Source organism: Streptomyces changchenzhani, assembly GCF_039766235.1.
Lineage (GTDB): Bacteria > Actinomycetota > Actinomycetes > Streptomycetales > Streptomycetaceae > Streptomyces.
Genome location: NZ_JBDHNH010000015.1, coordinates 72,594 through 97,782 on the forward strand (window position 1 = coordinate 72,594; position 25,189 = coordinate 97,782).

The window sequence follows — 25,189 nt, forward strand, 5'->3', positions numbered from 1 at the left end:
GCGTTCTCACTGGGTCCGACCGATCCGCAGTCGGGCCGAAGGTGAGGGGGCTCGGGTTGGCGGCGCTGGCAGTTGTACGGGATCTGCGTGAGCACTGGGCGCCCGCGTCGGCGGAGGAGCTGGAGCGGTTCGAGACCGACGTGCTGTCCGGGTTCGTTCTTGCGCGGGCCTCGGCGGGCTTGGCGGACGGCACGATCCGCGGGGACGTCGGACACCTGGACCAGATCAGGTCCTGGTTCGGCAGACCGCTGTGGGATATGGAGCCGGCTGATGCCGACGCGTACTTCGGGAAGGTGTTGCGCGTCTCGCCGAGCGGCACCCGGTTGGCCCGGTCGCAGGCGCTGACCACGTACTTCATGTTTCTGGAGCTGCGGCACAAGGTCGAGCTGCACCGGATGACCGGCCGGGTCGTCGAGTGCCCGATCGACGAGATGAACAAGCCGCGCGGCGCGAAGGATGCCCAGCTGCGGATTCCACCGAGCGAGCCGGAGGTCGGAACGCTCTTCACCGGCTGGGGCGGTGAGCTGGCCACCTGCCGCAAGTTCGCCCCTACCGCCAGGAACTACACCGCCTCGAAGCTGCTGTCCCAGGTCGGCCTGCGAGTGAGCGAGGCATGTGGGCTCGACCTGGCGGACATCAAGTGGGACCTGGGCCGCTTCGGCAAGCTCCACGTCCGCCACGGCAAGGGCGCCCGCGGATCGGGTCCGCGCGAGCGGATGGTGCCGCTGATCAACGGCGCCGACCGGACACTTCGGTGGTTCATCGAGGACGTCTGGGGCCAGTTCGACGACGACCACACCCGCCCCGGCGCCCCACTGTTTCCCTCCGAACGCAAGAACGCCGACGGGTCCTCGCGTCGGGTGGGCGACGACGCCCTGCGCAAGGGGCTCAAGGACGCGGCCAAAGTGCACCTGCCTGGGTGGGGCAAGAAGCTGACACCGCACGTCCTGCGACATTTCTGCGCGTCCCAACTCTACGGAAACGGGCTGGACTTGCTCGCAATCCAGGAGGTTTTGGGACACTCATGGATCGCCACCACGATGCGATACATCCACGTCCAGCAGACCCGGGTCGAGGACGCCTGGGTCGCCGGGATGGAACGGGCCGCGAAGCGGCTGGAAGGATTGGTCTGATGAGGTGGAACCTGCGGCTGACCGCCGCGAACAAAGGGGTCTGGAAGGCGTCTGAGCTCCAGCGGAGCCTGGCCGAGCACGGATTGGCGATCTCGGCCGGGAAGATGTCCGGGCTGTGGTCCGGGCAGCCCGTCTCCCTCAAGCTGGAGGACCTGGACGTCATCTGTGTCGTGCTCGGCTGCGAGATCGGCGACCTGCTGATCCCGGAACCGCAGAAGGTTAACCGCCCCGGCGAGAAGGACGTCGCCCAGACCGCTGTCGGCGCCGCCGGACTGGCTCCGGCGGTGGTACCCAAGCGCCGCGACGGCCGGTCGCTGCCGCCTGCATGAGCCGATATCCGAAGGGCTACTGCAAACCGACCGACTCCTGCGACGGTTGCCTGGCCTGGGGCGACTTCAGCGGACGGCTCTGCCCTGCCTGCTACATGTTCGGCCGCAGCCACGCGACGGCCGTCTGCGTCGGCTGCCGCCGCACCCAGCCACTGAAGTGGGGTTACTGCCGTCTGTGCTGGTGCCAGGCCCGGCTCCACGCCAAGACCACTGTCGGTCGGCCGCCGGTCGAAGCCGACGTGAGAGACCGGCTCAACGCCGTCCGGCACCACCAACTGTTCTTCATGGGCTTGCACTACCGCAGAGGATCTGCACCCGCCGTCGCGCGACGCGGAGGAGGGCGTGGAGCCGTCCGGAAGCCGCCGCCCGCGCCGGCCTGGCGGCCGAATGCCGACTGGAGACAGCTGCCGCTGTTCGGACAGGTCCCGCGTGACTACGGCCGCCTCGCCCCAGCCGACGCCGACCTGGCCAACCCGTGGCTGGCCTGGGCGAAATACCTCGTCCACCAGCTCGCCGAGGCCCGTGGCTGGGGACGCGGCATCCGTTTCGCCGTCAACCGCGGCCTGGCCCTCGTCCTCACCGGCTACGTCGAGGACGACGTCATCCGGCACACAGAGCTCTTCGCTCCGCTGCGGGCCCTGGACCTGCGGTTCGGCCACGTCGTCACGGTTCTGGAGGAAATGGGAATCTTCGAGGACGACAGCGAGCCCTCCTTCGAGGGCTGGCTCGCCGAGCGTCTGGAGGGTCTCGCACCCGGCATCCGCTCGGAAGCCGAGCGCTGGACCCGCGTCCTGCACGACGGCGGCCCCCGCAGCCTGCCACGACGGGAAGGAACGGTTTGGCTCTACCTCAACCGAGTCCGTCCGGCCCTGCTGGAGTGGTCGAACCGCTACGACCACCTACGGGAAGTGACCCGCGACGACGTCCTCACCTACGTCAAGACACTGCACGGCCACCAGCGACATGACCAACTGGTGGCCCTGCGCTCGCTGTTCATCTGGGCCAAGCGCAATGGGCTGATCTTCCGCAACCCGACCAGTCGGATCAAGGTCGGACAGTACGAGTACGCCCTGCTGCAACCGCTCGTCCCCGCCCAGGTCGACCGCTCCGTCGCGGCGGCCACCACACCGGCGACGCGGCTCATCCTCGCCCTCGCGGCCGTCCATGCCGCCCGGGTCGCCCAGATCGGCATGCTCATACTCGACGACGTCGACCTCGGCAACCGCCGACTGACCATCGCCGGACGCGTCCGCCCGCTCGATGACCTCACCCTGAAACTGCTGCTGGACTGGCTGGAGCACCGGCGAAGCCGGTGGCCGAACACGGCGAATCTCCACCTGCTGATCAATAACCAGACCGCCACCAAGACCAACCGCGCCAGCAACCACTGGATCAGTTCCTCAATGCGCGGACAGGACGCGACACTGGAACGGCTCCGCGTCGACCGGCAACTCGAAGAGGCCCTGACCCACGGGCCCGATCCTCTCCACCTCGCAGAGGTGTTCGGGCTCGACGAGAAGACCGCGATGCGTTACGCGGACTCGGCGCGGGCGCTACTGGAGCAGGCCGCCGAGAGAGCCCCGTGAGTTGACCATGAACCCACGGGTCCATCCCCAGGATCAGGTCCGAACGCCCTCGGGTTCATGCTGAAGAACCTTCAGTTTCCGCGAACTCGCGGGGGTCTGCGGGTGTGAGTAGTTGCGGTACAGAAAGTGCCGCTGAGATTGATCTTGCTGGAGTTGGCCTACCTCGTCCGCGCTTCGAGCTGACGGGGCACGACGCCAGCGCGCAGCTCGCGCAGGTCCGGGATGTGGTTGTAGAGGGTGCCCGGGGAGACGCCCAGCAGCTTGGCGATGGAGGTGATCGAGCGACCGGGGTCGGGCAGTAGATCGCGAGCGGCGCGGATGACTTCCTCGGTGGCGACGCTCGGGCGCCCGCCGACCCGGCCGCGCCCGCCGACCCGGCCGCGCTCGCGGGCGGCGGCCAGGCCCTCGTTGGTGCCGATGACGATGAGTTCGCGGATGAACTCGGCGAGCGCGGCGAAGACGTGGAAGACGAGCCGGCCGCCGGGGGTGGTGGTGTCCAGGTTCTCGTGCAGCGAGGTGAAGCCGATCCCGCGCTCGCGTAGTTCGGCGACCATGTTGATGAGGTCCTGAAGGCTGCGGCCGTAGCGGTCCAGACTCGGGACGACGAGGGTGTCCCCAGGGTCGAGGAAGGCGTGGCACGCCTTCAGTTCGGGGCGGAGCGCGTTTTTGCCGGACTTCTTGTCCGCGAAGATCTTCCGGCACCCGGCGGTGGCCAGCGCGTCGAGCTGCCGCTCCAGCTTCTGCCCGCTGGTCGAGACTCGCGCGTACCCGATCTTGATCTCGGTGCGGACGAGTGGTTCGGCGACGAGGAGGCCCGGTTCGGCCGGTTCGAGAGCGGTCATGGCCCCGGATCATGTCAGAAAACGGTGGTTCGGGGTTACTGAATGACCCAGGTTTTTGAAGGGTTTTTTGAAGGCCCTGCAGAGTCCAGGCGGTCTCTCAAAGCCATCTTCAGAAAACGAAGGTTTCTTGAAGGTTGGTAGCTCGGCGATCAAGTAATCGGTTGTCCGTAGACGATGGTTGTGGATCTACTGTCCGCCATGGCTACTCAGGTGCGCCCGCCGCAACGAGATGAGATGAACGCGTACTACCGGGCGCTGCCCTTCGCGAACGGGTTGCCGCAGTGGGAGCCAGCTGATGCCGCGTGGCACGGTGGTCCGGAGCCGTGGCCCCCGCGGCGCACTCCGGCGACCGCCGAGCAGCTAGCGGAGTGGGCAGAAGCTGACGTCAAGGACGAGTCCTTCCACCCGATCGCGACCTTCGCAGACGGCGCGTGCGTCGGCGCATCGGCCGCCATCTCCTTCGACGTGACGGTTCCTGGCGGGGGCACGGTCAAGATAGCCGGTGTTACTTCTACCGGGGTGATCGCTACACACCGCCGACGCGGTTACCTGCGGCGGATGATGCAGGCCATGTTCGACGCCGCCTTGGACCGAGGCGAGCCGTTGGCGATGCTCAGCGCCAGCGAGGGCAGCATCTACGGCCGATTCGGGTTCTCGCCGGCGACCTTCCGCGCGCGGTGGGAGCTGGACCGTCACGAAGCTGCCTTCCTTCCGGCAGCGCCCGACCCGGGTTCGCTGGAGCTGGTCGACGCCGCGCAGGCGAAGCAGTTCTGGCCTGTGGTGCACGCGGAGGTGCGTGCACACCGTACCGGTGAGCTCACCCCCCTGCCCGGGCACTGGGACAGCCTGTCCGACACTGCGGACGGCACGAACGGACCGCTGCGGTATCTCGCCCACCGCGACCAGCACGGCGAGGTAGACGGCATCGCCAACTTCCGACTGCCGTGGTCCTCGACAGCCGTCAACGCGGGGACACTCGTTGTTGAGGCGCTGGAGGCGACGAACCCGACGGCGTATCGCGCACTGTGGAGCTTGTTGGTCGACTTCGACCTCACCAGGACCATCGTGGCGCCCGGCCGCCCGCGCGACGAACCACTGCGGTGGATGCTTGCGAACCCGCGAGCGATGCGCATCACCCGGCAGTCCGACAACTTGTGGGCACGCCTTCTCGACGTCCCTCGCGCCCTGACGCAACGCTCGTACGACACGGTCGGGGAGGTGGCGTTCACCATCGATGACGACCAAACGTGCCCGGCGAACAACCGGACATGGCTTCTCCGCACAGGCGGTACGTCGGTGGCATGCGTTGCCACCGACCAGCAGGCGGATTTGACCATCACAATCTCGGCGCTCAGTTCGCTCTACCTCGGCGGCATGTCGGCACATGATCTGATGTACGCGGGTCGCATCACTCCGCACGCCGACGGCGCGATCGCGCAGCTAACCCGGCTGTTCCGCATCGACCCCGAACCGCACAACTCCTTCGGCTTCTGAGGCAGCTGTCGACTGCCAGGCATTATCAGGCCCCTCGGCCACTGTCGAGCCGTTCGGGACGCGGTCAGTCGCTCTCGTCGTCCTCGGCGGCGTCCGGGTCCCGGAAGGGGCGCAGGCCCTGGCCTGGCGCGCTGGCCTTGATGTTGAACAGGTAGCGGCCCAGGATTCACATGGGTCCAGAACAGCGGCGACAGCGCCCTGCGGTCCGCGTCGGTGAGCTTGTCCGCCCACTTCGTATCGGCCAAGACCTCCTGCATCAGCAGCGTGTTGACGTGCACCAGCGCGGACTGGAGCAGGTGCAGCGCGAGCATGCTGACCTCCTGGGACTCCTTGTCCGCACCGGCCAGGTCGCCGTCCTTGCCGTAGAAGAGGTCCTTGTTCGCGGAGTTCCAGTTCTCGACCACCTGCAACCCCTCGTGGATCTCCTGGCGCATCTCGACGTCGGCCAGGTAGTCACAGACGAACGAGGTCCGCACCGCCCGGCCCAGCTCTTCGATCGCCCGGTACGTCGGGTGCTTCGGCCCTCCACGGGTGAACCGGCGCAGGACCTGCTCGGCCTCGGCGGTGCCCAGGCGCAGGGCGGTGGTGTACTTCACGATCTGGTCGTACTGCTGGGCGATTAGGTCCCAGTCGATCGTCTTGGTGGAGAGCACCGGGCCCAGGTTCGGCCAGTTGTCGTCCTGGCCGGCCGCCGGCCGGTACAGCTTCGCCGAGCCGATGTTCTTCAGCCGGGGCATCAGCTTGAAGTCGAGCATGTGCGCGAAGGCGAACCCGACGATGGAGGCGCCGTGGGTGTCGGTGTACTGCCGGTCCACTTCCATGTCGGTGCAGTGCCGCAGCACGCCCTCGATCATCGAGGCGACCTCGGAGGCCGAACAGGACTTGAGCTGGCTGTAGATGCAGACCGATTTCCGCTCCACATGCCAATAAATCATCACGCCGGGGCCCGAAGCCGACGGGTTCGCCGAATCTCGAAGGGGAAGCTACGGGAACCCGAGGGGCATCTCGCCAAATTATCGCCTCAGACGTGTGGGTTCGCTGCTGAATCACGAGCGTTCGGGAGCCAATCCAGCATTCTGCGCGGCCCGAGTTCCGTCGATCACCGCGCGTCTCAGTCGTTCGCCTTGGTCCGCTCGGCGCTCTACCTGTGCCCTGTGTTGTTGCATCCGCTGCAATTTCCGGGGCCTGTCCGGGATCTGGATCAGGGCTCACGCCGGTGGTGGAAGCCGTCTAGTCTCAGGCGGGAATCGGATCGAGTGGGGGGCAATTTTATGGCGCGCGGACGAATAGCAAGCAGGCCGGTCGTTCACGCTATCGCGGTGGTCGCGGTCGCCGTGATCGGCGTGGGCATGTATCTGTTTCAGCCCTGGAAGCTGTGGCAGGACGAGACGGTGCAAGAGGCCCTGCCCTCCGTGACCGCCACCGCCCCGGCCGTGTCGACCCCGCCCGGTGCGAGCTCGGCAACGCCGGCAGCGCCTGCGGTCCCGCAGGCCGTCGCAACGGGACAGCTGATCAGTCATGAGCACACCACGACGGGCACGGTGAAGATTGTCCGCCTGGCGGATGGTTCGCACACGCTGCGGCTGGAGAATCTCGACACCAGCAACGGCCCGGACCTGCACGTGTGGCTGACCGACGCCCCGGTGAAGGAGGGCAAGGCGGGCTGGGAGGTCTTCGACGACGGCAAGTACGTCAGCCTGGGCAAGCTCAAGGGCAACAAGGGCGACCAGAACTACGTCCTTCCCACCGGTGTGGACCTCTCCCAGTACACGAGCGTGAGCATCTGGTGCGACCGCTTCAACGTTTCCTTCGGTGCCGCGGCACTCGACAAGGCCTGACAGGCGAATGAAGGCAAGCGGCCCGCCGACGGGAAGTCGGCGGGCCGCTTCGCCGCTCTGGGCGGCGATTTTAGTGCCAGGCACTCATCGTGGGCCAGGGCCTCGTCCGCGCCGTCGGCGAGATCGCCGGCGTCACCGAGCATGAGACCGACCGCGGCCTGAAGAAGGCCCTGGAAGTCGTACACCGGGACACCCGATGTACGACCGGTACATCAACCAGCCCGACCCGCTCGCCAATGACTCCCGCAACAGCATCGACCCCCGCTCAGCTGAAGTACCTGGACACCCTCGTCGCCAAGGCCGGGCCCGACCGGTTCGACACCGCGTTCAACAATGCAGTCAAGGGCACCGGTGTCGCACCGCGCGACACCGGTGAGAAGGCGCAGACGGCGCTGGGGCGGCTGACCAAAACAGCGGCCCGCAAACTCATCACCGTACTCCTCGGCCCCTGACGGGACGAGCCATCGTGGGGGCGGTGGGGTGTCCAGGGACAGCTCCCTGGACACTCCGGCCCCAATCCCCAGGCCAGCGGCTCATGTCCTGTAGTCATGAACATCCGGGCCCCTTCACGGGGCCCGCTCCGGGTACCGGCTTCCTGGTTCTCCCCCCGATCCGGGTGGAGCCGGTACCCGACCCCAGCAGCGGACCCGACCGTGGCCAAGAGCCCGGTAGCTGTGCCGCTGCCGTTCACGCACGTTGCCCGGGACGCCTCCAGCGTCCCCACGGACGCACACGCTCTTGATCCTTCTCACCGCCCATGGCCAGTCCCGTTGTGCCTCACACGGTGCGGGGCGCGGGCCGGGGATCACCGCGTCGGCAGCCATCGCCTCCGCGGCCGCGCGGGCGTCGCGGGCCCGGTCCTCAGCGTCCTGGGCGAGGTAGCGCGAGGCCTCGTCACCGGTGGCGTCGACGAGGCGGTGGAACAGGCTGGCACGCTTGTCGAGGTAGTGGAGGCGGGCGTCGTCGCCGGCAGTGATGTAGTGCTCGGCGGCGCTCAGCAGACCGATCAGCTCGGAGATCAGGATGGTGTCCGGGGTACGTTCGCCCTGCTCGGAGCCGGTCATGACAGCCGCCCGGCGAGCGCGGCCAGGCGCCCCATCTCGTCCATGCCGTCGTTGCAGCACTGTCCGCACACCAGGCGGAGCTTGTTCGGCTTCTCCGGCGCCGGGATGTAGTACGGCAGAAGGTCCTCGCCGCGCCGGCGGAGGTCGTAGTCGTACTCGGCGCACAGCAGACGCGCGGCCCGCGCCTGCTTCTCTGACCAGGCGGGCCAGTCCGCCGCCAGGGCGACGCCCATCACCGCCATGCCCTCGGCCCGCCGCTCGAACATGGTGAAGCCCCAGCCCGGAGAGTCCTCGGGGATCTGCTCGACGGACTGCTTCAGCGACGGCATCCACCGCACCAGGTGCATCAAGTCCTTCCTGGCGATCTGACAGCAACACCGGTTTCCTGGTCCGTTCCTGGGACCCCTTGTCCCGGAACGTGCCCGGACCTGTGCCGTGCTGCGGCGATGAGCAGGGGGCCATCTCCTGTGGCTCGTTGACTCATGCGCAGGGGAAGGTGCGGGCGGCGGAGTCCGCCGTGTTCCGGTAGGAACGGTACTGCTCTCGTACGAGCTCGATGGCGGTGTCGAGGGGGAAGATGTGGCGGGTGACGAGCTGTTCTTCGTTGTCGGCTCCCACGGGGTGCCAGTAGACGCCATCGGCGGTGATGGTCACTTCCGGGATCAGGGTCTGGACGGTGAGTTCCAGGCCCTCGTCGGCGGCGCCCTCATGGGCGAGGGGGCGGACCACCTGGTTCTCGCGGGCGATGCCGAGCGAATCCAGGAAGGATCGCAGTTGACTCTCCTCGTGTCGGTCGTCGGTGGTGAGGGTGGCGGCCACCCGCACGGTGAAGCCCTCTCCGAGGGCGGTGCGGATGCCGGCGACGGCTTTGGCCCAGGTGCCTTTGCCGCGGTGGGAGTCGTGCAGGTCGGGGGTGGCGGAGTCGAGGCTGATCTGCAGGGTGAGCCGTTCGCGGGGCATCGCCTGGAGGATCTGGAGCCGTCGTCCGCGGAAGAGCATGCCGTTGGTGAGGAGGGTGGTGGGCAGCGCGGCGGTGCATGCGGCGACGATCTGGTCGAGGTCGGGCAGGATGAACGGTTCACCGCCGGTGAGCAGGATCTCCAGGACTCCGGCTTTAGGGGCGGCCTTCGCGATCTGCTGGACGCGGTCCACGCCCAGGGCTCGCCGCTCTGTTTGTGGTGAGGATCGGGCGCAGCAGTAGTCGCAGGCGAGGTTGCAGTCGAAGTTGGTGTAGAGCCACAGGCGTGCCCCGGGACGGCGGTCTTCGGGCAGGGCTGCCATGGGGTCGGGCGGGCGCCCGCGGCGGATGGTGATGCTGGTGTCGTCGGCAGCCACGAGTGTGTTGCCGGTACGGGCGCACCAGGCGGCGGCCAGTTCCGCGTCGCCGGGTGAGGCGACGGGCAGCGTGATCGTATCTCCGTCGGCGGTTGCGGAGACCTTCTCGAGCAGCTCAAGGATCACCATGGTCACCACCGGGCCGCGATCTGTTGTTCCTCGACCGCCTGGAAGAGGTCGGCGTAACCGTCGAGCTGCGGTCGTACCCACCGTGTGAGGCCTTCCAGTTCGAGGATCCGCCGGTGTTCGGGGTTGTTCCAGTCCATGGCGAGCAGGTGCGTGGTCCAGGCGTCGGCGCGGGTGGGGTCGAGGGTGTCGAGTGCGGTGAAGTTGCAGTGGCAGTAGGCGGGGCTGGTCCAGAACGCTTCGAGGGCGTCGGGCATGAGTTCGTCCCGGCCGATGGATTCCCAGGTGGAATTGCCGATCGCGGCGGCGTCGGCGTCGCCGTCTAGGACGGCCCGGATGGCGTCCAGTTCGCTGCGGCCGGTGTCGCCGTGCTTTCCCAGGTCGCTGTCGATGCGCAGGAGTTCCACGTCGCCGTTGGTGATGCCTTCGCGGCGCAGGTAGTGCAGGGGCAGGATCGCGGCCTGTGCGGAGTCGCGGCTGCCGAGGGCGAGACGTCGGCCTCTGAGGTCGGCGGGGCCGCGCAGTCCGGCCCCGGCGCGGCAGACGAGGTGGCTGCGGAAGGTGAGGTCGGTGTCGCGCATGGCCAGCGCCCGGGCCCGCTCGCCGCTCTGGAGGACGGTTCGCACCCAGGCAAGGTTGGTGTTCCAGGCGATGTCGATGGTCCCGGCCAGCAGTGCGTCGACCTGGCGGCCGTAGTTGGAGAAGAGAACGAAGTCCATCTCGACGGGGGCGGTGCGGTAGTAGTCGCGGATGCCTTCCCAGATGGGCACCACGTTGGGGGTGTAGGCCACCGCGCCGACGACCAGCGGTTCCATGAGGTCCTCCTTGCCGGGTGCGCCGGGTGGGCGTCCGGTTCAGCCGAATACCGGCTGGCCGGTGATGGCCTTGCCGTAGAAGTCGTACAAGACGTCGGCGGTGGGGGCCATGACGTGGCCGGCGCGGGCGTCGCGGAAGAACCGTTCGATGGCCAGGTGCTGGGAGAACGCGGCGCCGCCGCAGACCCGCATGGCGTCGTCGGTGACGGTCAGGGCGGTGTCGTTGGCCAGCGCCTTGACCCCGAGGACGTACAGCGGGGTCTGCTCTTCGGGTGCGGCGATGCTGGCCGCCGCGGCACGCAGGTAGGCGTGTGCGGCTTCCAGCTGGAGCGACATGCGGGCCAGGCGGGCGCGGATGGTGGGCAGCTCGGCGAGCCTCTGGCCGGTGTGCTGGAGGGTGGCGCCGCTGGTGTGGCGCACGGCTGCGTTCAGGGCGGCACGTGCCAGGCCGAGGGAGACGGCGGCGTTGCCGAGGTTGAACCAGGGCATGACCGTCTCGGTCATCAGGGTGAGCCCGCTGCCGGAAGCTCCGAGGCGCAGGGTGTCGGGGACTGTCATGTCGAATCGCATGGGAGCGGAGGCGTTGCCGCGTAGGCCCAGACCGTGGAACGTGCCGGTGACGGCTACGCCCGGGGCGTCTGCTTCGATGGCGTACAGGTCGACGGTGCCCGCCTCGTCGGCGGAGAGCACGGATGTGATGTACATCTGTGCGTGTCCGGCGGATGTCACCCAGCTCTTCTCCGCGGTGAACTGCGCCTCCTGGCCGCCATTGCGTTTGGCCTGGGAGATCGGCGCCCAGAAGTGCGAGCGGGAGCCGGGTTCGCTGAACGCCAGCGTGGCCAGTGCCCTGCCCGTGGCCAGGTCGCCCGGCAGGTCCGGCATCCCCGGCGGTGCCGCGGCCAGTACCGTCATGGCACCACTGATGTGCATCAGGTAGACCATGGCCGTCGATCCGCAGACGCCCGCCAGCTCGGCCGTGACGTGGGCGAACTCTTCCGGGCCGGCTCCCAGCCCGCCGTCTGGCTCGGGCAGTGTCAGACCCAGCAGGCCGGACGCGCCCAGAGCTGCGACCGCTTCTTCGGGGAACCGGCCGTCCGTGTCAACGGCCGGCGCGTGTTCCGTGACGGTGGCCAGGACGGGCTGCAACAGACTGTCGACGTTCATGCGGGATCGTGCCTTCCCGTGGAGGAAGTGGGGGCATCACGGTCGTCGGGTGCTGTGGTGAGGCCGAGGGCGAGCAGGCCCACGGCGAAACCGAGCAGCAGGGCCACGGTGGAACCGTCGCCCCCGAGCAGGTTCGCACCGGTCCAGCCGATCTGCACCAGCTGCAGGACGGCGGCCGCCAGGAAACCCGCCCCGGCCAGGACGATCAGCGACCGCACCGCCAAGAGCCCCGCCGTCACGGCGCCGGCGGCCAGGAGCAGCAGCACCAGCGTCCCTGTCCCGCCCAGCGAGACGATCCCCCACGGCGGGCCGTCGGCGATGGCCAGGACGCTGCTCGCCGCAGCGCCCACGCCCAGGCCGGCGGCCGTCCGGCCGATGGCGGATCGCGGAGTCTGCATGGGAATCCCTTCCTTGGTTCACGATGCCGCGAGCAGCACCCGCGACAGCCGGCCACCGCGTTGGCGCCACACCGGGCGCAGGGCGCCGTCCACGCCGTAGGCGCGTCCCGCAGCGGTGGCCAGCAGTGCCAGGTGCACGGCATACATCAGGAAGTACGACCAGAACCACTCGTTCGGAGTGTTCAAGACGGAGAACGTGATGGCGGTCGTCTGGGCCAGCCCGACCAGCGCCCAGAGGCGGGTTGCCAGGCCCACCAGGAGGAACGCGCCCAGGCATGCCTCGATCGCGAAGGCGCCCCAGGCGAACACCGCGAAATTGGGGATGATCACGTGCTCGACCAGCCACGCCCATGGGGCGAAGACCTCGTTGTCGACCCCTTTGAGGGTCCAGGCGTACAGGTCCTGAGGAGGGTCGGACTTGTTCCCGAAGCCCGGCGGGTGCTTCCAGGAAAGGTTCTGGATCCACAGCAGGCCGACCGTGACCCGGCATACGGCCAGGAGCACGCGGGAGAGGCGGGACGAGCCCAGTGGCTCCAGGCCGGGGGGCGAGGACCGGTTGGTAGCGGTCATGCGAACGACCTCTGATCATGCTCCGAGAACGTGAGGATCATCTGCCGTACCTCCATCCACTCACGCTCCCCCGGACACGGCAAGCCGCAGGGTCTTGCGATGCGCGAACGGCAGGGCGTCAGTCGGCAACACTTCCGGGAACCGGTGACCTCCCGGCGCGCGACCGGACGGCAGGGAGTCGCAGCGCCTAGCGTTCACGGTCATGCGTGTACTTGTCACCGGGGGCGCTGGCTTCATCGGCTCGCACGTCGTCACTGCGCTCGCCGCCCGCGGCCATGAATCCGTCGTACTCGACGCTCTGCTGCCCTCGGCCCATCCGACCGCTCCACAGCCACCCGACGCGGCTGCGGACTGGATCCATGCGGATGTACGGGACCGGGTCGTGCTCGCCCGGGCGCTGCACGGCGTGGACGCGGTCTGTCATCAGGCGGCCATGGTGGGCCTGGGCAAGGACTTCGCCGACGCGCCCGCCTATGTGAGCTGCAACGACTTCGGGACTGCCGTGCTGCTGGCCACGATGGCGGAGACCGGGGTCTGCCGGCTGGTGCTCGCGGGATCGATGGTCGTGTACGGGGAAGGCCGCTACGACTGCCCCCGGCACGGGCCCGTGCACCCCGGGCCACGCGCGGCAGCGGATCTCGATGCCGGGCGTTTCGAGCCCCGATGCCCCGGCTGCGGCGGCGAGCTGGTGCCCGGTCTGGTGGATGAGGACGCGCCGGCCGATCCGCGCAATGTGTACGCCTCAACCAAAATCGCCCAGGAGCATCTGACAGCCGCGTGGGCGCGGGCGACCGGCGGGCGGGCCGTGTCGCTGCGCTATCACAACGTGTACGGGCCGGGGATGCCGCGCGACACCCTGTACGCGGGTGTGGCGTCCTTCTTCCGGTCGGCGCTCGCCCGGGGCGAGGCGCCGAGGGTCTTCGAGGACGGCGGGCAGCGGCGGGACTTCGTACATGTCCGGGACGTGGCCGCGGCGAACGTGGTGGCGCTGGAGGCGCTCGCGGGCCGGGAGCGGGAGCCGGGTGTGCTGACAGTGTTCAACACCGGGAGCGGGGAACCGCACACGGTCGGGGAGATGGCCACGGCACTGGCCCTGGCGCACGGCGGTCCACAACCCGTGGTCACGGGCGAGTACCGGCTGGGGGACGTACGGCACATCACGGCGTCCTCGCGCCGCCTGACCGGTGAGCTGGGCTGGCGGGCAGAGGTCGGCCTCGCCGAGGGGATGACGGAGTTCGCCCGCAGCGGACTGCGCGGAGGGTGATCTCGAAATGCCACGACCGGCGCCGTGTACTCACCACCGGTCGTTGACCACCGCTGCCTTCTCCTCCGCGGCAGCTGTTGTCCGGGGCGCCTTGGCTCGTGTCAGCGGGACGCCCCGTTCACGTTGCGGCCAGAGCGGCAGCGGGTCACGCTGGGATGGCTCGGGGATCAGACCAGGCCGACCGTTGATGAGGAGGGACCGGGATGCCGACCTCGCCTTGGACCGCCACCGCGGCCGCAGCCGGCACAGCGGAGTCACTTCCGGACGAGGTTCTGGTTTTGGGTTCGCGCCTGCTCCTGCGCCGCGCCTGGGACATTCCACGTTTCATCGCCGCAGCCCAGGCCATTCGGCGTCAGGTCATGGCGGCCGACGGGGCTTTGGGCCTGTCCCTGCGGGCCGAGCCGTTCGCCAAGACCTTCTGGACGCTCTCGGCCTGGCGTGACCAGGAGGCGCTGGACTCGTTCGTGGAAGCCCTGCCGCACGAGCGAACCATGAGGGACTTCCACCTCCGGCTGCGCGATCCGGTGTTCGTCACCTGGACTGTGCCCCGCAGTACTCTGCCGGTCGACTGGTCCGATGCCGTGAGCAGAATCGCCGGACACGCACCCCGCTGATCCCGAACTGCCCAGAAAGCCCTGGATATGGGGATTGGGTGAGTACGGTGAGGGGGTGAGCGACCCGGATGCGACGACGGTGGACGTCGTCTTGCCGTGCCTGGACGAAGCCCGCGCCCTGCCCTGGGTGCTGGAGCGCATCCCGCCCGGCTGGCGCGCGATCGTCGTCGACAACGGCTCCAGCGACGGTTCCGGCGAGATCGCCTCCGCGCACGGCGCCACGGTCGTCTCCCAACCGGAACGTGGCTTCGGCCCCGCCTGCCAGGCGGGGCTGCTCTCGGCGGAAGCCGAGTTCGTCTGCTTCTGCGACTGCGACGCCTCCCTGGACCCCGGGCTGCTTCCCGCCTTCGTACGGGAGGTGGCAGGCGGGAAGGCCGATCTGGTACTGGGCCGACGCCGACCGCAAGGGCACGGCACCTGGCCTCTTCACGCTCGGGCCGGAAACCTGGCCCTGTCCCAGATAGTGCGCCGGCGCACTGGGCTGCGGCTGCACGATCTGGGGCCCATGCGTGCCGCCCGGCGTGAGCCGCTGGTCGGCCTCCACCTCACTGACCGGCGCAGCGGCTACCCGCTCCAGATGGTCCTGCGCGCGGCCGACGCGGGCTGGCGGGTCAGCGAAGTCGATGTCCCGTATCTGCCGCGGGCCGGGAAGTCGAAGGTCACCGGGACCTGGCGGGGTACCTGGCACGCGGTGCACGACATGCGCACCGTGCTCTCGCAGCCGCCGCTGCCCGTCCCGGCATCCGGTGGGGAGGATGCGCAGTGACCACGATGCTCATCCTTGCCAAGGAACCGGTGCCCGGGCGGGTGAAGACCCGCCTTACCCCGCCGTACACGCCCCAGGAGGCGGCGCTCCTGGCCCAGGCGATGCTCACCGACTCCCTGCAAGCAATGCTCGCGGCCCCCGCCGAGCGGCGGGTGCTGGTCCTCGACGGCACACCTGGACCCTGGCTGCCGCCCGGCATCGAGGTCGTGCCGCAGGGGCAGGGCCGGCTGGATGAACGGCTGGCCGCGGCATTCGGGGTGTGCACGGGTCCGGTCGTACTGATTGGTATGGACACCCCGCAGGTCACCCCCGCTGTCCTGGCGCCCGCGCTGGCCGAGGACGCCTGGCAGGGCTGCGACGCATGGTTCGGCCCGGCACTGGACGGCGGCTTCTGGGCGCTGGGACTCGCCGAACCCGATCCCGCACTGCTGCGCGGGGTACCGATGGACGTCCCCGACACCGGTGCCCTGCAACGCCAGCGGCTGACCGAGGCCGGGCTGACGGTGCGGGACCTGCCGGTGCTGCGGGACGTCGACACCGCCGCTGACGCGCGGGCGGTGGCGGCCCAGGCCCCGCACACCCGCTTCGCCACGAGCCTGGCCCTGCTGATACAGGCCAGGCCGCAATGACCGCCGGCTTCGTACCGCGTCCCCGCCTGCTATGCGGGCATCACACCATCGGCTCAAGAGAAACGACGGCTGCCAACCGGTGACCAACGGACGTACATTCCACACCGGAATCCTGCTGGCCGCTCAGACCGCCTTCCTCGTCGTAGCCGTCCGCAAGGACGGCTACCACTTGGATCCGGCCTGGCTGTCCTGGTGGTACGTGGCGTGCTGGCTGCTGTTCGCCGCCGCGGTATGTTCGCTGCGGAAGGTGCCCGTCCGGCACGCTGTGGCGCTGGTGCTCGCGGGCGGCATCGCGGTGGCCGCCACGGGCCTGGCGGCTCCCCCGCGCACCAGCACCGACTCCTACCGCTACGCCTGGGACGGCCGGGTGCAGGCGGCCGGCATCTCCCCGTACGACCACGCGCCGGCCGACCCGGAACTGACCCGGCTTCGCGACAGCTGGCTCTTCCCCACCGGCGCCGCGTGCGCGCATCCGGACCGGGCGTGGATCCCCGCGCCCGCCGGTCACACGCACTGCACCCGCATCAACCGCCCGCAGGTCCACACCATCTACCCGTCCGTCGCCGAGACCTACTTCCTCCTCGTCCATGCCCTCGCCCCGGACGGCGCCAGGCACAAACCACTCCAAATCGGCGGGGCGCTGCTCTCGCTCAGCGTCACCGCCGCCCTGCTGCTGGTGCTGCGCCGGCGCGGCATTGTGCGGTGGGCCGCCTACTGGGCCTGGTGCCCGGCCGTGCCCGTCGAGGCGGTGAACAACGCACATGCCGATGTGCTCGGCGTGCTCCTGGCCGTCGTGGCGCTCGGTGTCGTGGCCCGGCGCCGGATCACGGGCGGCGCCCTGCTGGGCGCGGCCGTCGCGACCAAACTGCTGCCCGCCCTGGTGCTGCCCGGCGCGCTCTCGGGGGTGCGGCGGGTCCGGGACGCGGCGGCCGTACTGCTCCCCGCCGCCGCGGTGGTGGCCGTCGTCTATCTGCCGTACGAGCTGCTGTCCAAGGGCTCGGTCTTCGGCTACCTCGGCGGCTACGTCAAGGAGGAGGGCTACGACGACACCCCCTCCAGTAGCAACCGGTACGCGCTGCTGCGCCTGGTCCTGCCCGACTCCTGGGTCCTGCCCGCCGTGGCCGTCGGGATGCTGGCTGTCGTGTGGCATGTCCTGCGGCACGGCGATCGGGAGCGTCCCTGGGCCGGCGCCCTGCTGGTCACCGGCACGGCGTTCCTGCTGCTGACGCCGGGCTACTCCTGGTACGCGCTGCTGCTCGTCGCCCTGGTCGCACTGGACGGTCGCTGGGAGTGGCTGGGCATCGCGATGGCGGGGGCCGCGACCTACGTCACAGGACGGGCGTTCGACGATTGGCGCACCGTGGGGACCACCGCGTACGCCATCGCGGCGGCCGCCGTACTCACCGGCTGGGCGCTGCGGCGCACCCGATGGACCCCGACCCGCGGGAAGCGCAAGTCGGCCTCCCCCATCCCGCTCGACTCCGCAGGGCATGAGGCGTGACGGGCTGTGCCGATGACACTCACAGGACCGGGCCCGCTCCCAACCCCCTGGAGAGCGGCATCAAGTGCGTCGCTCATGGCCTGGAGGGCCGGGCTCCTCGTCGGTGCCGGAAGCCTCCTGGCGCGTCTTGTGGCGGTGAATGGACACGGCAGCGATGAGCAGCAGTCCGAGCGCGGCGGCCACAAGGGGAACGCCGATACGGTCCAGGCCCTCGGCAGTCCACCGCTGGATTGTGCTCGCTGCGTCGATCACGGGGTCGCTGACATTCCCCCCCATTACCGTTTTGGTTGCCCCGCAATGGGGCGCCCGGCCTCCGGAGTTGGCATGACTTTCTCCCCCTGTCGATCGCATGTCTTGGGGGGTGGTGTCACCGGCTCCGGAGGCATCGACAGACCGCTGATTAGGGGCATGACCACCGGCCTTTTCGCAGGTCGGGAGGCTCTTCGTAATGTGGATGTGGCGATCGGTGCCGTGGGACGGCCGGGCGATTGGGACGACCGGAGGACGCACGTGATCGACATCAGCGGCATCGGCGCTTTCCTCGGCCTGGACGTCGGCAAGGGCGAACACCACGCCACCGCCGTCACGCCGGCCGGGAAGAAGGCCTTCGACAAACGGCTGCCCAACAGCGAACCCAGGCTCCGCGAGGTCTTCGGGAAACTGCAGGCCAAGCACGGGACCGTGCTGGTAGTCGTGGACCAGCCGGCCTCGATCGGTGCTTTGCCGCTGGCGGTGGCCCGGGACATGGGCTGCCCGGTGGCCTATCTGCCGGGACTGACGATGCGGCGGATCGCCGATCTCTATCCGGGCGAGGCCAAGACCGATGCCCGCGACGCGTTCGTCATCGCGGACGCGGCCCGCGTCATGCCGCACACGCTCCGCTCGGTCGATCTCGAGGACGAGACCATCGCCGAGCTGGAGATGATCGTCGGATTCGACGACGACCTGGCCGGCGAAGCGACGCGGATCAGCAACCGGCTCCGCGGCCTGCTCACACAGATTCACCCGTCGCTGGAACGGGTCCTGGGCCCGCGAGTTCAGCACCCGGCTGTGCTCAAGCTCCTTGGCCAGTTCGGTTCCCCGGCCCAGATCCGCAAGGCCGGACGACGTCGACTGATCACGCTGATACGTCCGAAGGCACCGCGGATGGCCGAGCGCCTCGTCGAGGACATCTTCACGGCTCTGGACGAGCAGACTGTCGTCGTCCCGGGCACGGACGCTGCCGAATTGATCGTTCCCAGCCTTGCCGGCTCGCTCCAGGCGGTGCTTGACCAGCGAAAGCTCCTTGCCGCCCGGATCGAGGAACTGCTGGAGGACCACCCTCTTTCCAAGGTCCTGACGTCCATGCCGGGGATCGGCGTCAGGACCGGAGCCCGCATCCTCATCGACGTCGGCGACGGATCCAGCTTCCCTTCCGCCGCCCACCTCGCCGCCTACGCCGGCCTCGCCCCGACGACCCGCAGCTCGGGCTCCTCGATCTGCGGCGAACAACCGTCCCGACGCGGAAACAAGCAACTCAAACGGGCCTTCTTCCTCTCGGCGTTCGCAGCCCTCGCCGACCCGGCCTCCCGCACCTACTACGACAAGAAAATCAGCCAGGGCAAGCACCACACCCAAGCCCTCCTCTGCCTCGCAAGACGACGAGCCGACGTCCTCTTCGCGATGCTCCGCGACGGCACCTTCTACGACCCCCAACCCGCCCCATCAGCTTGACCAAACCCATAGGGGCACCCCCCCCCCGAGGGCCGAACGCGTAAGTACCGCACGTACAACCTCCACCCGTACATTGCCTCCTACGACACCCAGGAGGAACTGGAGGAAGCGATGAACGATGCTGCCGAGCTCATTAGGGCCGGCGAGCTGCCCGTGATCAGCGCACCGCTGTACGAGACAGGGCCCCCAAGCGCCAGCCACAGCCCCTGCGGGCCGTCCGGGCCGCAGGCTAGCTCTCAGGCCGATGCTTTCCGGGATTGCTCACGCCAGCGGATATGGGCCCGTGTTGTGGTGGGACGGGCAGCCGAACGAGAAGCGCGGAGGGTCCTCGATCTGCTCCCGGTTGTCCTCGTAGACGCGCTCCCAGCCCTCCTTGTCGTACTCGGCAACGTGGAACGGCGGGTCAGCCGCCATCCCCTCCTCGTCAGTCACGATGTACGGGAACCGATGCCTTGCCGCGGCGACACGTGGATCTGTCGTGCGCGGCAAGAAGGCCACCGCCGGGTTGACCCACAGACGGGCCACACCGTCGACGTGACCGTCAAGCGCCAGGTACTCACGGTCAACGAGCCACATGAGCCTCTCCTGAAGGTCTGCCCGCTCGATGTCCAACTCGTCTGCCTCAGCGGCGACGTCCAGGACCACGGGGACGTCACCTGCGAGCCGGCTGACCAGCCGGATGAGGATCTGCAGCACCGTGCCGGCCTCATCCGACCGACGCCGCTTCTCCACCTTCGTGGTGCTGGGGAGCTCGTGTCGGTACTGGAAGTCAGCCGCCATCAGCGCCGGCCCCTGGCAGACAACCGCATCGCAGGTGCAGCTCAGCGTCTCGTCAACAGTCATGGCCCATCCCGTTCTCTGAGGCGTAGAAGGTCAGTCCTTCCGCAGTTTTCTAACGGTTCATTCGCCACAGAGATGCGCAAACCCGTGCAAATGTGCGCCGCGCACCTCGCAGGGACCTGCGGTGCCGAGGGCCCTGCGCCGCCTTTCGTGTGCGGGAGGGGGCGTCGCCCGAGCCGTACGCACCATCCCGAGAGGTGAGGGAGATCTGCCCTCCTGGAAGGGCCAAAGCCTCGCGGCGCATGTCGCGCCAGCTAAGCGCGCCGAGTGGTGGCGAACGAGGATTAGGCCGCTGAGAGCGGAACTGAGCGAGGCGGTCAAGAGATCACTCATGGGTTCTTGAGAGCCTCTGGTTCACGGGCTGCGACAGGTGGTCCATCTTCGCTGGCAAGCAATCCATGTTCAGTGTCCGAGGACACCGTGGAGGGCGCGGCGGTCTCCGGACAGGGCGTAGCGGCGGGCGGCGAGTCCGTTGTCGAGGGTCTCGCCGATCTGGTCGCACAGCGGGGTGAGGACGGCCCTGTTCTCGTATAGCTACCGCCAGGTGGCGCGTAGCGCTGAGTAACCGTCAGGCAACAGTTGTGGTCTTCTGATCTTCGCTCCGGTTCCGCCTCGCCACGCTGTGGTGATCCAACTGGTTGGGCGAGGGAGCACGGGTGCGGCAGGACTGGGAGCCGGAAGACCTGATCGAGGTCTGGACGCTGCTCGAAGACGACATGAAGAAGGTGCGGAACAAATCGGGGGCGACCCGGTTGGGCTTCGCGTTGTTGCTCAAGTTTTTCGAGGTGGAGGCCCGGTTCCCGGAGTCCGCCAAGGAGATGCCCGCGGCGGCAGTGGAGTACGTGGCCCAGCAGGTGAAGGTTCCCGCGGGTGCGTGGGCGGACTACGACTGGCAGGGCGACCGGATCAAGCGGCATCGCAAGGAGATCCGGGAGGCGTACGGGTTCCGGGCGAACACCGAGGAGGACCAGGAGCGGCTGGCCGAGTGGCTGGCCGCTGAGTTGTGTCCGGTGGAGTTGTCGCGGGATCGGCTGGCGGCGGCGGTGGTGGCCCGGTGTCGTAACGACCACATCGAGCCGCCGGCCCCGGGGCGGGTCGGGCGGCTGGTGGGCAAGGCGGTCAAGGACTTCGATGCATAGTTCTGCCGCAGCAGGGTGGAGCGGCTCTCGCACGCGACCCGTTCGCGCCTGGAGGACCTGGTCGCCAGCAGCGGGGACGAGACCGGCGAGGGAGCGGACGGTGAGGGTGCGGTGGCGGGTGGCGGGCGGTCGCATTTCGCCGAGCTGAAGGCCGACCCGGGGGCGCCGGGGCTGGAGAGCCTGCTGGCGGAGGTGAACAAGCTTCAGCGGGTGCGGCGGTTGGAGTTGCCTGCGGACTTGTTCGCGGACGTGTCGGAGAAGCTGGTGGACGTGTGGCGGGCGCGGGCGTCGAAGGAGTATCCGGCGAACCTGGAGCGGATGAAGCCGCCGCGGCGGCTGACGCTGCTGGCTGCGCTGTGTCATGTGCGGCAGACGGAGATCACTGACTCGCTGGTGGACCTGTTCATCCAGCTCGTGCTGAAGATCAACACCCGGGCGGAGCGGAAGGTCGACAAGGAGCTGAACGCCGAGCTGAAGAAGATCCGGGGCAAGGAGGGCATGCTGCTGCGGGTCGCGGAGGCGGCGCTGTCCGAGCCGTCCGGCACGGTGCGGCGGGTGATCTATCCGGTGGTCGGCGGGGAGAAGACGTTGAAGGCGCTGGCGGCGGAGGCCGCGGCGAACGAGGCCCGCTACAAGGCCCGGGTCCGCACGGTGCTGCGGTCGTCGTACTCGGCGCACTGGCGGCGGATGCTCTCGCCGTTGCTGGGCTCGCTGGAGCTGAAGTGCAACAACACCGCGTACCGGCCGGTGATGGACGCGATCGACCTGCTTCAGCGCTACCTGGACCAGCCGCTGAAGAAGGGCGCGTTCTTCGATCCGGCGGAGAGCGTGCCGCTGGTGGGGGTGGTGCCCGAGCACTGGCGGGCGGCGGTGGTGGACGACAAGGGCCGCATCGAGCGCATCCCGTACGAGCTGTGCGTGCTGGTCGCTTTGCGGGACGCGGTGCGGCGCCGGGAGATCTGGGTGGTGGGGGCGAACCGGTGGCGCAACCCGGAGGACGACCTGCCGGCGGACTTCGAGGACAACCGGGACGTGCACTACGCCGCGCTGGGCCAACCGCAGGACGCCGGGGAGTTCATCTCCGCCCTGCAAGGCAAGCTCCGCACCTCGCTGGACCGCTTCGAGCAGGCTCTCGCGGAGGGCACGACGGGCGGGGTGGCAATCGTCAAGAAGCACGGCGAGCCGTGGATCAGGGTCTCCCCCCGGGCGAAGCAGGAGGAGCCGGAGAGCCTGGTGGCGATCAAGGGCGAGATCGAGCGGCGCTGGGGCACCATCGACCTGCTGGACATCCTGAAGTACGCCGAGTTCGACACGGACTTCATCGCCGAGTTCACCTCGGTCGCCACCAGAGAGATGCTGTCGAAGGACGTGCTGCGCCGCCGCCTGCTGCTGGTCCTGTTCGGACTGGGCACGAACATGGGTATCAAGCGGGTCGCGGTGACCGGCAAGCACGGCGAGTCGGAGGCGATGCTGCGGCGGGTGCGGCACCTGTTCGTCAACCGCGCCAACATGCGCGCGGCCCTGCGGAAGCTGGTGAACGCCACCTTCGCCGTCCGGGACGAGATGTGGTGGGGCACCGGCACCGCATGCGCCTCCGACAGCCGCAAGTTCGGCGCCTGGTCCTCCAACCTGATGACCGAGTGGCACCAGCGCTACCGTAGTGGAGTCCCGACAGGTTCCTTCGCCGTCTGAGCTGGCGCGATTACCCATTTCAGCAGGTAGCGGCGTGGAACCTGACCTCACTCGATGGCGTGGGATTTCAGCTGTAACTCTTATATTTTGCGAGTAGTTGCTGTAATTTCCTTGTCCGTGGCAGATTCTGGAAGTCGCTGGCTCACGCTGGTACACCCTCCGGCTCCGGAGGAGGTCCCAACAGAGCCCGTACTGCCTCCTGCAGGGACCGGTCTGGCGGACGTTGTCACCCGGCAGCGCCGGGCTGCCGCGACAATCACTGATGGCGAGGCGGACGCGTTCTTCCAGGACACCTTGATGGAGTACATCTGGGCCCGGGACGTAGCGGGTCTGGCGCCGACGACCCTGCACCGACAGGTACAGCCAGTCGTCGAGCTCTGCGACTTCTACAAACTTCTGCCGTGGCAGATCACGCCCCGACACCTGGACCAGCACTTCGCTGGGGTCGGCAAGCGTGCGTCGACCACACTGCGGGGCAAGCTGCAGAAGATCGACGGGTACTACCACTTTCTGGAGCAGCGGTACGCCGGCGAGATCGCCCGGCGGTTCGGCGCGGCCGTTGAGTCGCCGGTCGATCCGTACAACCGTCCTGTTCACCGTGGTGACTTCGGCCTGAGAATCCCGCCGTCGAAGCGGGCCGTGAAAGAGTTCTTCGCGGCGTGGCGCAGCGAGCTGCCGATGGCGCGGAAGTATCCGGTGGCCTGCCGCGACTACGTGATGTCGAAGCTCACGTACATCTCGGGGGTGCGCGCGGCGGAGCTGTGCGGTGTGCGGATCGGCGACATTCACTGGGAGTTGGGGCAGTGGGGGCGGTTCGTCGTGCAGGGCAAGGGTGCGCGGCGATCCGGTCCGCGGGAGCGGCAGGCGTACATGTTCCAAGAGGGCCGGGATCTGCTGTGGTGGTATCTCGAGGAGATCCGCGGAGAGTTCACTGACGACCCGAGCGACCCGGGTGCCCCGCTCTTCCCATCCGAGCGGCTTCCCAGCGGGGTGGCGGCTTTGAACGTTCCCATCGCCCCGCCGGTGGGCCCGGACGCGTTTCGACGCGCACTGCGGGAAGCCTCGAAGCTCTACCTGAGGGGCCCGGTCACGTATCTATTCCCCCATCTGCTCAGGCATGCCTGCGCCACGCACCACTACGAGGACGGCATGCCGTTGTGGGACGTACAGCAAATCCTTGGCCATCGCTGGGCAACGACCACAGTCGGGTACCTTTCGTCCGTTCGCGCTGACCCTGAGAAGGCGAGCCTGGAAGCGTCGCGCCGGGCTGTTCAGCGGCTGAGGGGAAGGGCATAGAGGTGAAGTGGAACTTGCGGATGGTCGCTGCCCAACGGGACATCTGGCGGCCGGTTCAATTGCTCGCGGCGTTCCGGGAGGTCGGATTCACCCCGTCGCTGAGCAAGGTCGCTGCGCTGTGGGGCAGCCAGCCGGTGACCGTGCGGCTGGAGGACCTGGACATGATCTGTGCGGCGCTCGACTGCACGGTGGCGGACCTGATGCAGGAGGAGCCGGAGTCCCATCGCGCAGTACGGGACGAGGCACCTCGCGCGGCCGCGAGCGGCATGCCTGGGTCCGAGGCGGCACGGCCGGTCCCCCGCCCCGGCGGCTCCGGCCGCAAGTCGCTTCCGCCGAACTAGACCACGGCCATGGGCTTTCGAGAGCAGTGGGAGAGGTGGGCGGAACAGGGACCTGCATCGTGTCGGAGATGCGGCGCCTGGGGCACGGTACGCCCCCGGGGCGTGTGCCAGCCGTGCACTGACTGGCACCCCGCGAACCACGGTGTCGGACGGTGCCGCCACTGCAGATGGCCGAGGGAGGTCACCCTCGACCAGCACGGGATGTGCCGCCTGTGTGCGCTGGAGTGCCGCATCGCCTCGGGGGAAATGGGCCCGCCCAAGGCGGATCGACCGCGGCCTCTGCAACTGTCCTTGATCCTCCCAGCGGTGCTGCGGTCAACGGCCGGCCAGCCTCGTGTGTACCAGCGGCAACTGGAGCGAATCCAGCAGCGGCAGCGAAAGGAAGTACAGGCTGCTTCGTTCCCACCGCCGATCCCCGGGCAGACGTCCCTCCTTGTGGTGAGGCAGGGAAGGATGTCCGCAAGAGACTTCACGACCGCCGGCTACTCCCGGGACATGGAGGCCGTCCGGGCGGCCATCGACGCGACGGCGGAGGCGCGGGGTCCGTGGGTCCGCGACATCGGCCTCCTGTCCGACTGCCTCCACGCTCTGACCGCACGTCCTCCCGGGACCCGCCGAGTCGGCCTCGACGCCATCCTTCGACTGCCGCGCCGACCGGCGCTGATAGCGGAAGTCCTCGACCGCGCCGGGCTCGGACCAC

General features: G+C 68.7%; 27 protein-coding genes and 1 pseudogene. 17 read left to right on the forward strand and 11 right to left on the reverse strand.

Features of this window, described 5'->3' with window-relative positions:
* Nucleotides 1-56: 56 nt before the first annotated feature.
* Genes ABCR94_RS34305 through ABCR94_RS34315 form a run of 3 tightly spaced genes read left to right on the forward strand, consistent with a single transcriptional unit; the run spans nt 57 to nt 3,048 of the window.
* Nucleotides 57-1,133: a tyrosine-type recombinase/integrase gene (locus ABCR94_RS34305; RefSeq protein ID WP_347124867.1), complete on the forward strand. Its 1,077-nt coding sequence runs from the start codon at nt 57-59 to the stop codon at nt 1,131-1,133.
* Entirely contained in the window at nt 1,133-1,462 is a 330-nt protein-coding gene (locus ABCR94_RS34310) for a helix-turn-helix domain-containing protein (RefSeq protein ID WP_347124869.1), read from the forward strand. Before ABCR94_RS34305 ends, ABCR94_RS34310 begins: the two co-directional genes overlap by 1 nt.
* Nucleotides 1,459-3,048 (forward strand): site-specific integrase, encoded by a 1,590-nt coding sequence (locus ABCR94_RS34315; RefSeq protein WP_347124870.1) that lies wholly within the window; start codon nt 1,459-1,461, stop codon nt 3,046-3,048. The genes ABCR94_RS34310 and ABCR94_RS34315 overlap by 4 nt, the downstream gene beginning before the upstream one ends.
* A 158-nt stretch (nt 3,049-3,206) precedes the next feature.
* Here ABCR94_RS34315 and ABCR94_RS34320 read toward each other — a convergent pair whose 3' ends face one another.
* Entirely contained in the window at nt 3,207-3,890 is a 684-nt protein-coding gene (locus ABCR94_RS34320) for a recombinase family protein (RefSeq protein WP_347124872.1), read from the reverse strand.
* Nucleotides 3,891-4,088: 198 nt separating this feature from the next.
* Between ABCR94_RS34320 and ABCR94_RS34325 the strand changes: the two genes are divergently transcribed.
* On the forward strand, nt 4,089-5,384 hold the full coding sequence (locus tag ABCR94_RS34325; protein WP_347124874.1) for a GNAT family N-acetyltransferase: 1,296 nt from the start codon (nt 4,089-4,091) through the stop codon (nt 5,382-5,384).
* Between the two features lie 161 nt (nt 5,385-5,545).
* Here the strand turns inward: ABCR94_RS34325 and ABCR94_RS34330 are convergent.
* A pseudogene (locus ABCR94_RS34330) lies at nt 5,546-6,331 on the reverse strand (Tn3 family transposase); the annotation flags it as partial.
* A 324-nt stretch (nt 6,332-6,655) separates the two neighbouring features.
* Between ABCR94_RS34330 and ABCR94_RS34335 the strand changes: the two are divergent.
* A complete protein-coding gene (locus tag ABCR94_RS34335; protein ID WP_347124876.1) occupies nt 6,656-7,222 on the forward strand; it encodes a DM13 domain-containing protein in 567 nt (188 codons plus the stop codon).
* A gap of 89 nt (nt 7,223-7,311) precedes the next feature.
* Nucleotides 7,312-7,674 (forward strand): hypothetical protein, encoded by a 363-nt coding sequence (locus ABCR94_RS34340; protein ID WP_347124878.1) that lies wholly within the window; start codon nt 7,312-7,314, stop codon nt 7,672-7,674.
* A 114-nt stretch (nt 7,675-7,788) separates the two neighbouring features.
* Here ABCR94_RS34340 and ABCR94_RS34345 read toward each other — a convergent pair whose 3' ends face one another.
* The 7 genes from ABCR94_RS34345 to ABCR94_RS34375 all read right to left on the reverse strand — a co-directional run bounded on the left by ABCR94_RS34345 (nt 7,789) and on the right by ABCR94_RS34375 (nt 12,694).
* Nucleotides 7,789-8,286: a hypothetical protein gene (locus ABCR94_RS34345; RefSeq protein WP_347124879.1), complete on the reverse strand. Its 498-nt coding sequence runs from the start codon at nt 8,284-8,286 to the stop codon at nt 7,789-7,791.
* Nucleotides 8,283-8,633 (reverse strand): hypothetical protein, encoded by a 351-nt coding sequence (locus ABCR94_RS34350; RefSeq protein ID WP_347124881.1) that lies wholly within the window; start codon nt 8,631-8,633, stop codon nt 8,283-8,285. Before ABCR94_RS34350 ends, ABCR94_RS34345 begins: the two co-directional genes overlap by 4 nt.
* 133 nt (nt 8,634-8,766) lie before the next feature.
* Entirely contained in the window at nt 8,767-9,750 is a 984-nt protein-coding gene (locus ABCR94_RS34355; protein ID WP_347124882.1) for an Rv1681 family radical SAM protein, read from the reverse strand.
* 2 nt (nt 9,751-9,752) lie between these two features.
* The gene (locus ABCR94_RS34360) at nt 9,753-10,562 is read right to left on the reverse strand and encodes an Rv1680 family SBP-like protein (protein ID WP_267824907.1); all 810 of its coding nucleotides are present in this window, start codon (nt 10,560-10,562) and stop codon (nt 9,753-9,755) included.
* A gap of 39 nt (nt 10,563-10,601) precedes the next feature.
* Nucleotides 10,602-11,726, reverse strand: coding sequence for an Rv1679 family acyl-CoA dehydrogenase (gene fadE16 / locus ABCR94_RS34365; RefSeq protein ID WP_347124885.1), 1,125 nt, complete (start codon nt 11,724-11,726; stop codon nt 10,602-10,604).
* Nucleotides 11,723-12,124, reverse strand: coding sequence for an Rv1678 family membrane protein (locus ABCR94_RS34370; RefSeq protein ID WP_267824905.1), 402 nt, complete (start codon nt 12,122-12,124; stop codon nt 11,723-11,725). Before ABCR94_RS34370 ends, fadE16 begins: the two co-directional genes overlap by 4 nt.
* A gap of 18 nt (nt 12,125-12,142) precedes the next feature.
* Nucleotides 12,143-12,694, reverse strand: a complete 552-nt coding sequence (locus tag ABCR94_RS34375) for a DoxX family protein (RefSeq protein WP_347124887.1) — start codon at nt 12,692-12,694, stop codon at nt 12,143-12,145.
* 202 nt (nt 12,695-12,896) lie between these two features.
* On the opposite strand from ABCR94_RS34375, the gene ABCR94_RS34380 reads away from it, so the two are divergent.
* From ABCR94_RS34380 to ABCR94_RS34400, 5 genes are all read left to right on the forward strand, one after another.
* Nucleotides 12,897-13,958 (forward strand): NAD-dependent epimerase/dehydratase family protein, encoded by a 1,062-nt coding sequence (locus tag ABCR94_RS34380; protein WP_347124888.1) that lies wholly within the window; start codon nt 12,897-12,899, stop codon nt 13,956-13,958.
* Nucleotides 13,959-14,161: 203 nt separating this feature from the next.
* Complete coding sequence (locus tag ABCR94_RS34385) at nt 14,162-14,572, forward strand: DUF3291 domain-containing protein (protein ID WP_347124890.1); 411 nt, start codon at nt 14,162-14,164, stop codon at nt 14,570-14,572.
* A gap of 55 nt (nt 14,573-14,627) precedes the next feature.
* Entirely contained in the window at nt 14,628-15,338 is a 711-nt protein-coding gene (locus ABCR94_RS34390; protein ID WP_347124891.1) for a glycosyltransferase family 2 protein, read from the forward strand.
* Nucleotides 15,339-15,343: 5 nt separating this feature from the next.
* Nucleotides 15,344-15,967: a TIGR04282 family arsenosugar biosynthesis glycosyltransferase gene (locus tag ABCR94_RS34395; protein WP_347124998.1), complete on the forward strand. Its 624-nt coding sequence runs from the start codon at nt 15,344-15,346 to the stop codon at nt 15,965-15,967.
* Nucleotides 15,968-16,046: 79 nt separating this feature from the next.
* Nucleotides 16,047-17,468 carry a glycosyltransferase 87 family protein gene (locus tag ABCR94_RS34400; protein ID WP_347124893.1) on the forward strand — a complete coding sequence of 474 codons (1,422 nt, stop codon included), beginning with the start codon at nt 16,047-16,049 and terminating at the stop codon, nt 17,466-17,468.
* A gap of 60 nt (nt 17,469-17,528) precedes the next feature.
* Here ABCR94_RS34400 and ABCR94_RS34405 read toward each other — a convergent pair whose 3' ends face one another.
* Entirely contained in the window at nt 17,529-17,720 is a 192-nt protein-coding gene (locus tag ABCR94_RS34405) for a hypothetical protein (RefSeq protein WP_347124895.1), read from the reverse strand.
* 258 nt (nt 17,721-17,978) lie between these two features.
* Here ABCR94_RS34405 and ABCR94_RS34410 point away from each other — a divergent pair, with 258 nt between their 5' ends.
* Nucleotides 17,979-19,181: an IS110 family RNA-guided transposase gene (locus ABCR94_RS34410; RefSeq protein ID WP_347124897.1), complete on the forward strand. Its 1,203-nt coding sequence runs from the start codon at nt 17,979-17,981 to the stop codon at nt 19,179-19,181.
* 261 nt (nt 19,182-19,442) lie between these two features.
* Here the strand turns inward: ABCR94_RS34410 and ABCR94_RS34415 are convergent, their stop codons facing one another.
* Nucleotides 19,443-20,024 carry a hypothetical protein gene (locus ABCR94_RS34415; protein ID WP_347124899.1) on the reverse strand — a complete coding sequence of 194 codons (582 nt, stop codon included), beginning with the start codon at nt 20,022-20,024 and terminating at the stop codon, nt 19,443-19,445.
* A gap of 402 nt (nt 20,025-20,426) precedes the next feature.
* Between ABCR94_RS34415 and ABCR94_RS34420 the strand changes: the two genes are divergently transcribed.
* From ABCR94_RS34420 to ABCR94_RS34440, 5 genes are all read left to right on the forward strand, one after another.
* Complete coding sequence (locus tag ABCR94_RS34420; RefSeq protein ID WP_347124900.1) at nt 20,427-20,555, forward strand: hypothetical protein; 129 nt, start codon at nt 20,427-20,429, stop codon at nt 20,553-20,555.
* A gap of 122 nt (nt 20,556-20,677) precedes the next feature.
* Nucleotides 20,678-21,160, forward strand: a complete 483-nt coding sequence (locus tag ABCR94_RS34425) for a DUF4158 domain-containing protein (RefSeq protein ID WP_347124902.1) — start codon at nt 20,678-20,680, stop codon at nt 21,158-21,160.
* 15 nt (nt 21,161-21,175) lie between these two features.
* The gene (locus ABCR94_RS34430) at nt 21,176-22,852 is read left to right on the forward strand and encodes a Tn3 family transposase (protein ID WP_347124903.1); all 1,677 of its coding nucleotides are present in this window, start codon (nt 21,176-21,178) and stop codon (nt 22,850-22,852) included.
* A 297-nt stretch (nt 22,853-23,149) separates the two neighbouring features.
* The gene (locus ABCR94_RS34435) at nt 23,150-24,148 is read left to right on the forward strand and encodes a tyrosine-type recombinase/integrase (protein WP_347124905.1); all 999 of its coding nucleotides are present in this window, start codon (nt 23,150-23,152) and stop codon (nt 24,146-24,148) included.
* A gap of 2 nt (nt 24,149-24,150) precedes the next feature.
* Nucleotides 24,151-24,489: a helix-turn-helix domain-containing protein gene (locus tag ABCR94_RS34440; protein ID WP_347124907.1), complete on the forward strand. Its 339-nt coding sequence runs from the start codon at nt 24,151-24,153 to the stop codon at nt 24,487-24,489.
* Nucleotides 24,490-25,189: the final 700 nt, after the last annotated feature.

Bases quoted from the DNA above. Each gene is read 5' to 3' on its own strand.
- ABCR94_RS34370 (WP_267824905.1), bottom strand. From the start codon at position 12,124: ATGCAGACTCCGCGATCCGCCATCGGCCGGACGGCCGCCGGCCTGGGC.
- ABCR94_RS34345 (WP_347124879.1), bottom strand. From the start codon at position 8,286: ATGACCGGCTCCGAGCAGGGCGAACGTACCCCGGACACCATCCTGATC.
- ABCR94_RS34325 (WP_347124874.1), top strand. From the start codon at position 4,089: ATGGCTACTCAGGTGCGCCCGCCGCAACGAGATGAGATGAACGCGTAC.
- ABCR94_RS34435 (WP_347124905.1), top strand. From the start codon at position 23,150: ATGGAGTACATCTGGGCCCGGGACGTAGCGGGTCTGGCGCCGACGACC.
- ABCR94_RS34315 (WP_347124870.1), top strand. From the start codon at position 1,459: ATGAGCCGATATCCGAAGGGCTACTGCAAACCGACCGACTCCTGCGAC.
- ABCR94_RS34335 (WP_347124876.1), top strand. From the start codon at position 6,656: ATGGCGCGCGGACGAATAGCAAGCAGGCCGGTCGTTCACGCTATCGCG.
- ABCR94_RS34350 (WP_347124881.1), bottom strand. From the start codon at position 8,633: ATGCACCTGGTGCGGTGGATGCCGTCGCTGAAGCAGTCCGTCGAGCAG.
- ABCR94_RS34360 (WP_267824907.1), bottom strand. From the start codon at position 10,562: ATGGAACCGCTGGTCGTCGGCGCGGTGGCCTACACCCCCAACGTGGTG.
- ABCR94_RS34375 (WP_347124887.1), bottom strand. From the start codon at position 12,694: ATGACCGCTACCAACCGGTCCTCGCCCCCCGGCCTGGAGCCACTGGGC.
- ABCR94_RS34380 (WP_347124888.1), top strand. From the start codon at position 12,897: ATGCGTGTACTTGTCACCGGGGGCGCTGGCTTCATCGGCTCGCACGTC.
- ABCR94_RS34415 (WP_347124899.1), bottom strand. From the start codon at position 20,024: ATGACTGTTGACGAGACGCTGAGCTGCACCTGCGATGCGGTTGTCTGC.
- ABCR94_RS34395 (WP_347124998.1), top strand. From the start codon at position 15,344: ATGCTCATCCTTGCCAAGGAACCGGTGCCCGGGCGGGTGAAGACCCGC.
- fadE16 (WP_347124885.1), bottom strand. From the start codon at position 11,726: ATGAACGTCGACAGTCTGTTGCAGCCCGTCCTGGCCACCGTCACGGAA.
- ABCR94_RS34320 (WP_347124872.1), bottom strand. From the start codon at position 3,890: ATGACCGCTCTCGAACCGGCCGAACCGGGCCTCCTCGTCGCCGAACCA.
- ABCR94_RS34355 (WP_347124882.1), bottom strand. From the start codon at position 9,750: ATGGTGATCCTTGAGCTGCTCGAGAAGGTCTCCGCAACCGCCGACGGA.
- ABCR94_RS34385 (WP_347124890.1), top strand. From the start codon at position 14,162: ATGCCGACCTCGCCTTGGACCGCCACCGCGGCCGCAGCCGGCACAGCG.
- ABCR94_RS34310 (WP_347124869.1), top strand. From the start codon at position 1,133: ATGAGGTGGAACCTGCGGCTGACCGCCGCGAACAAAGGGGTCTGGAAG.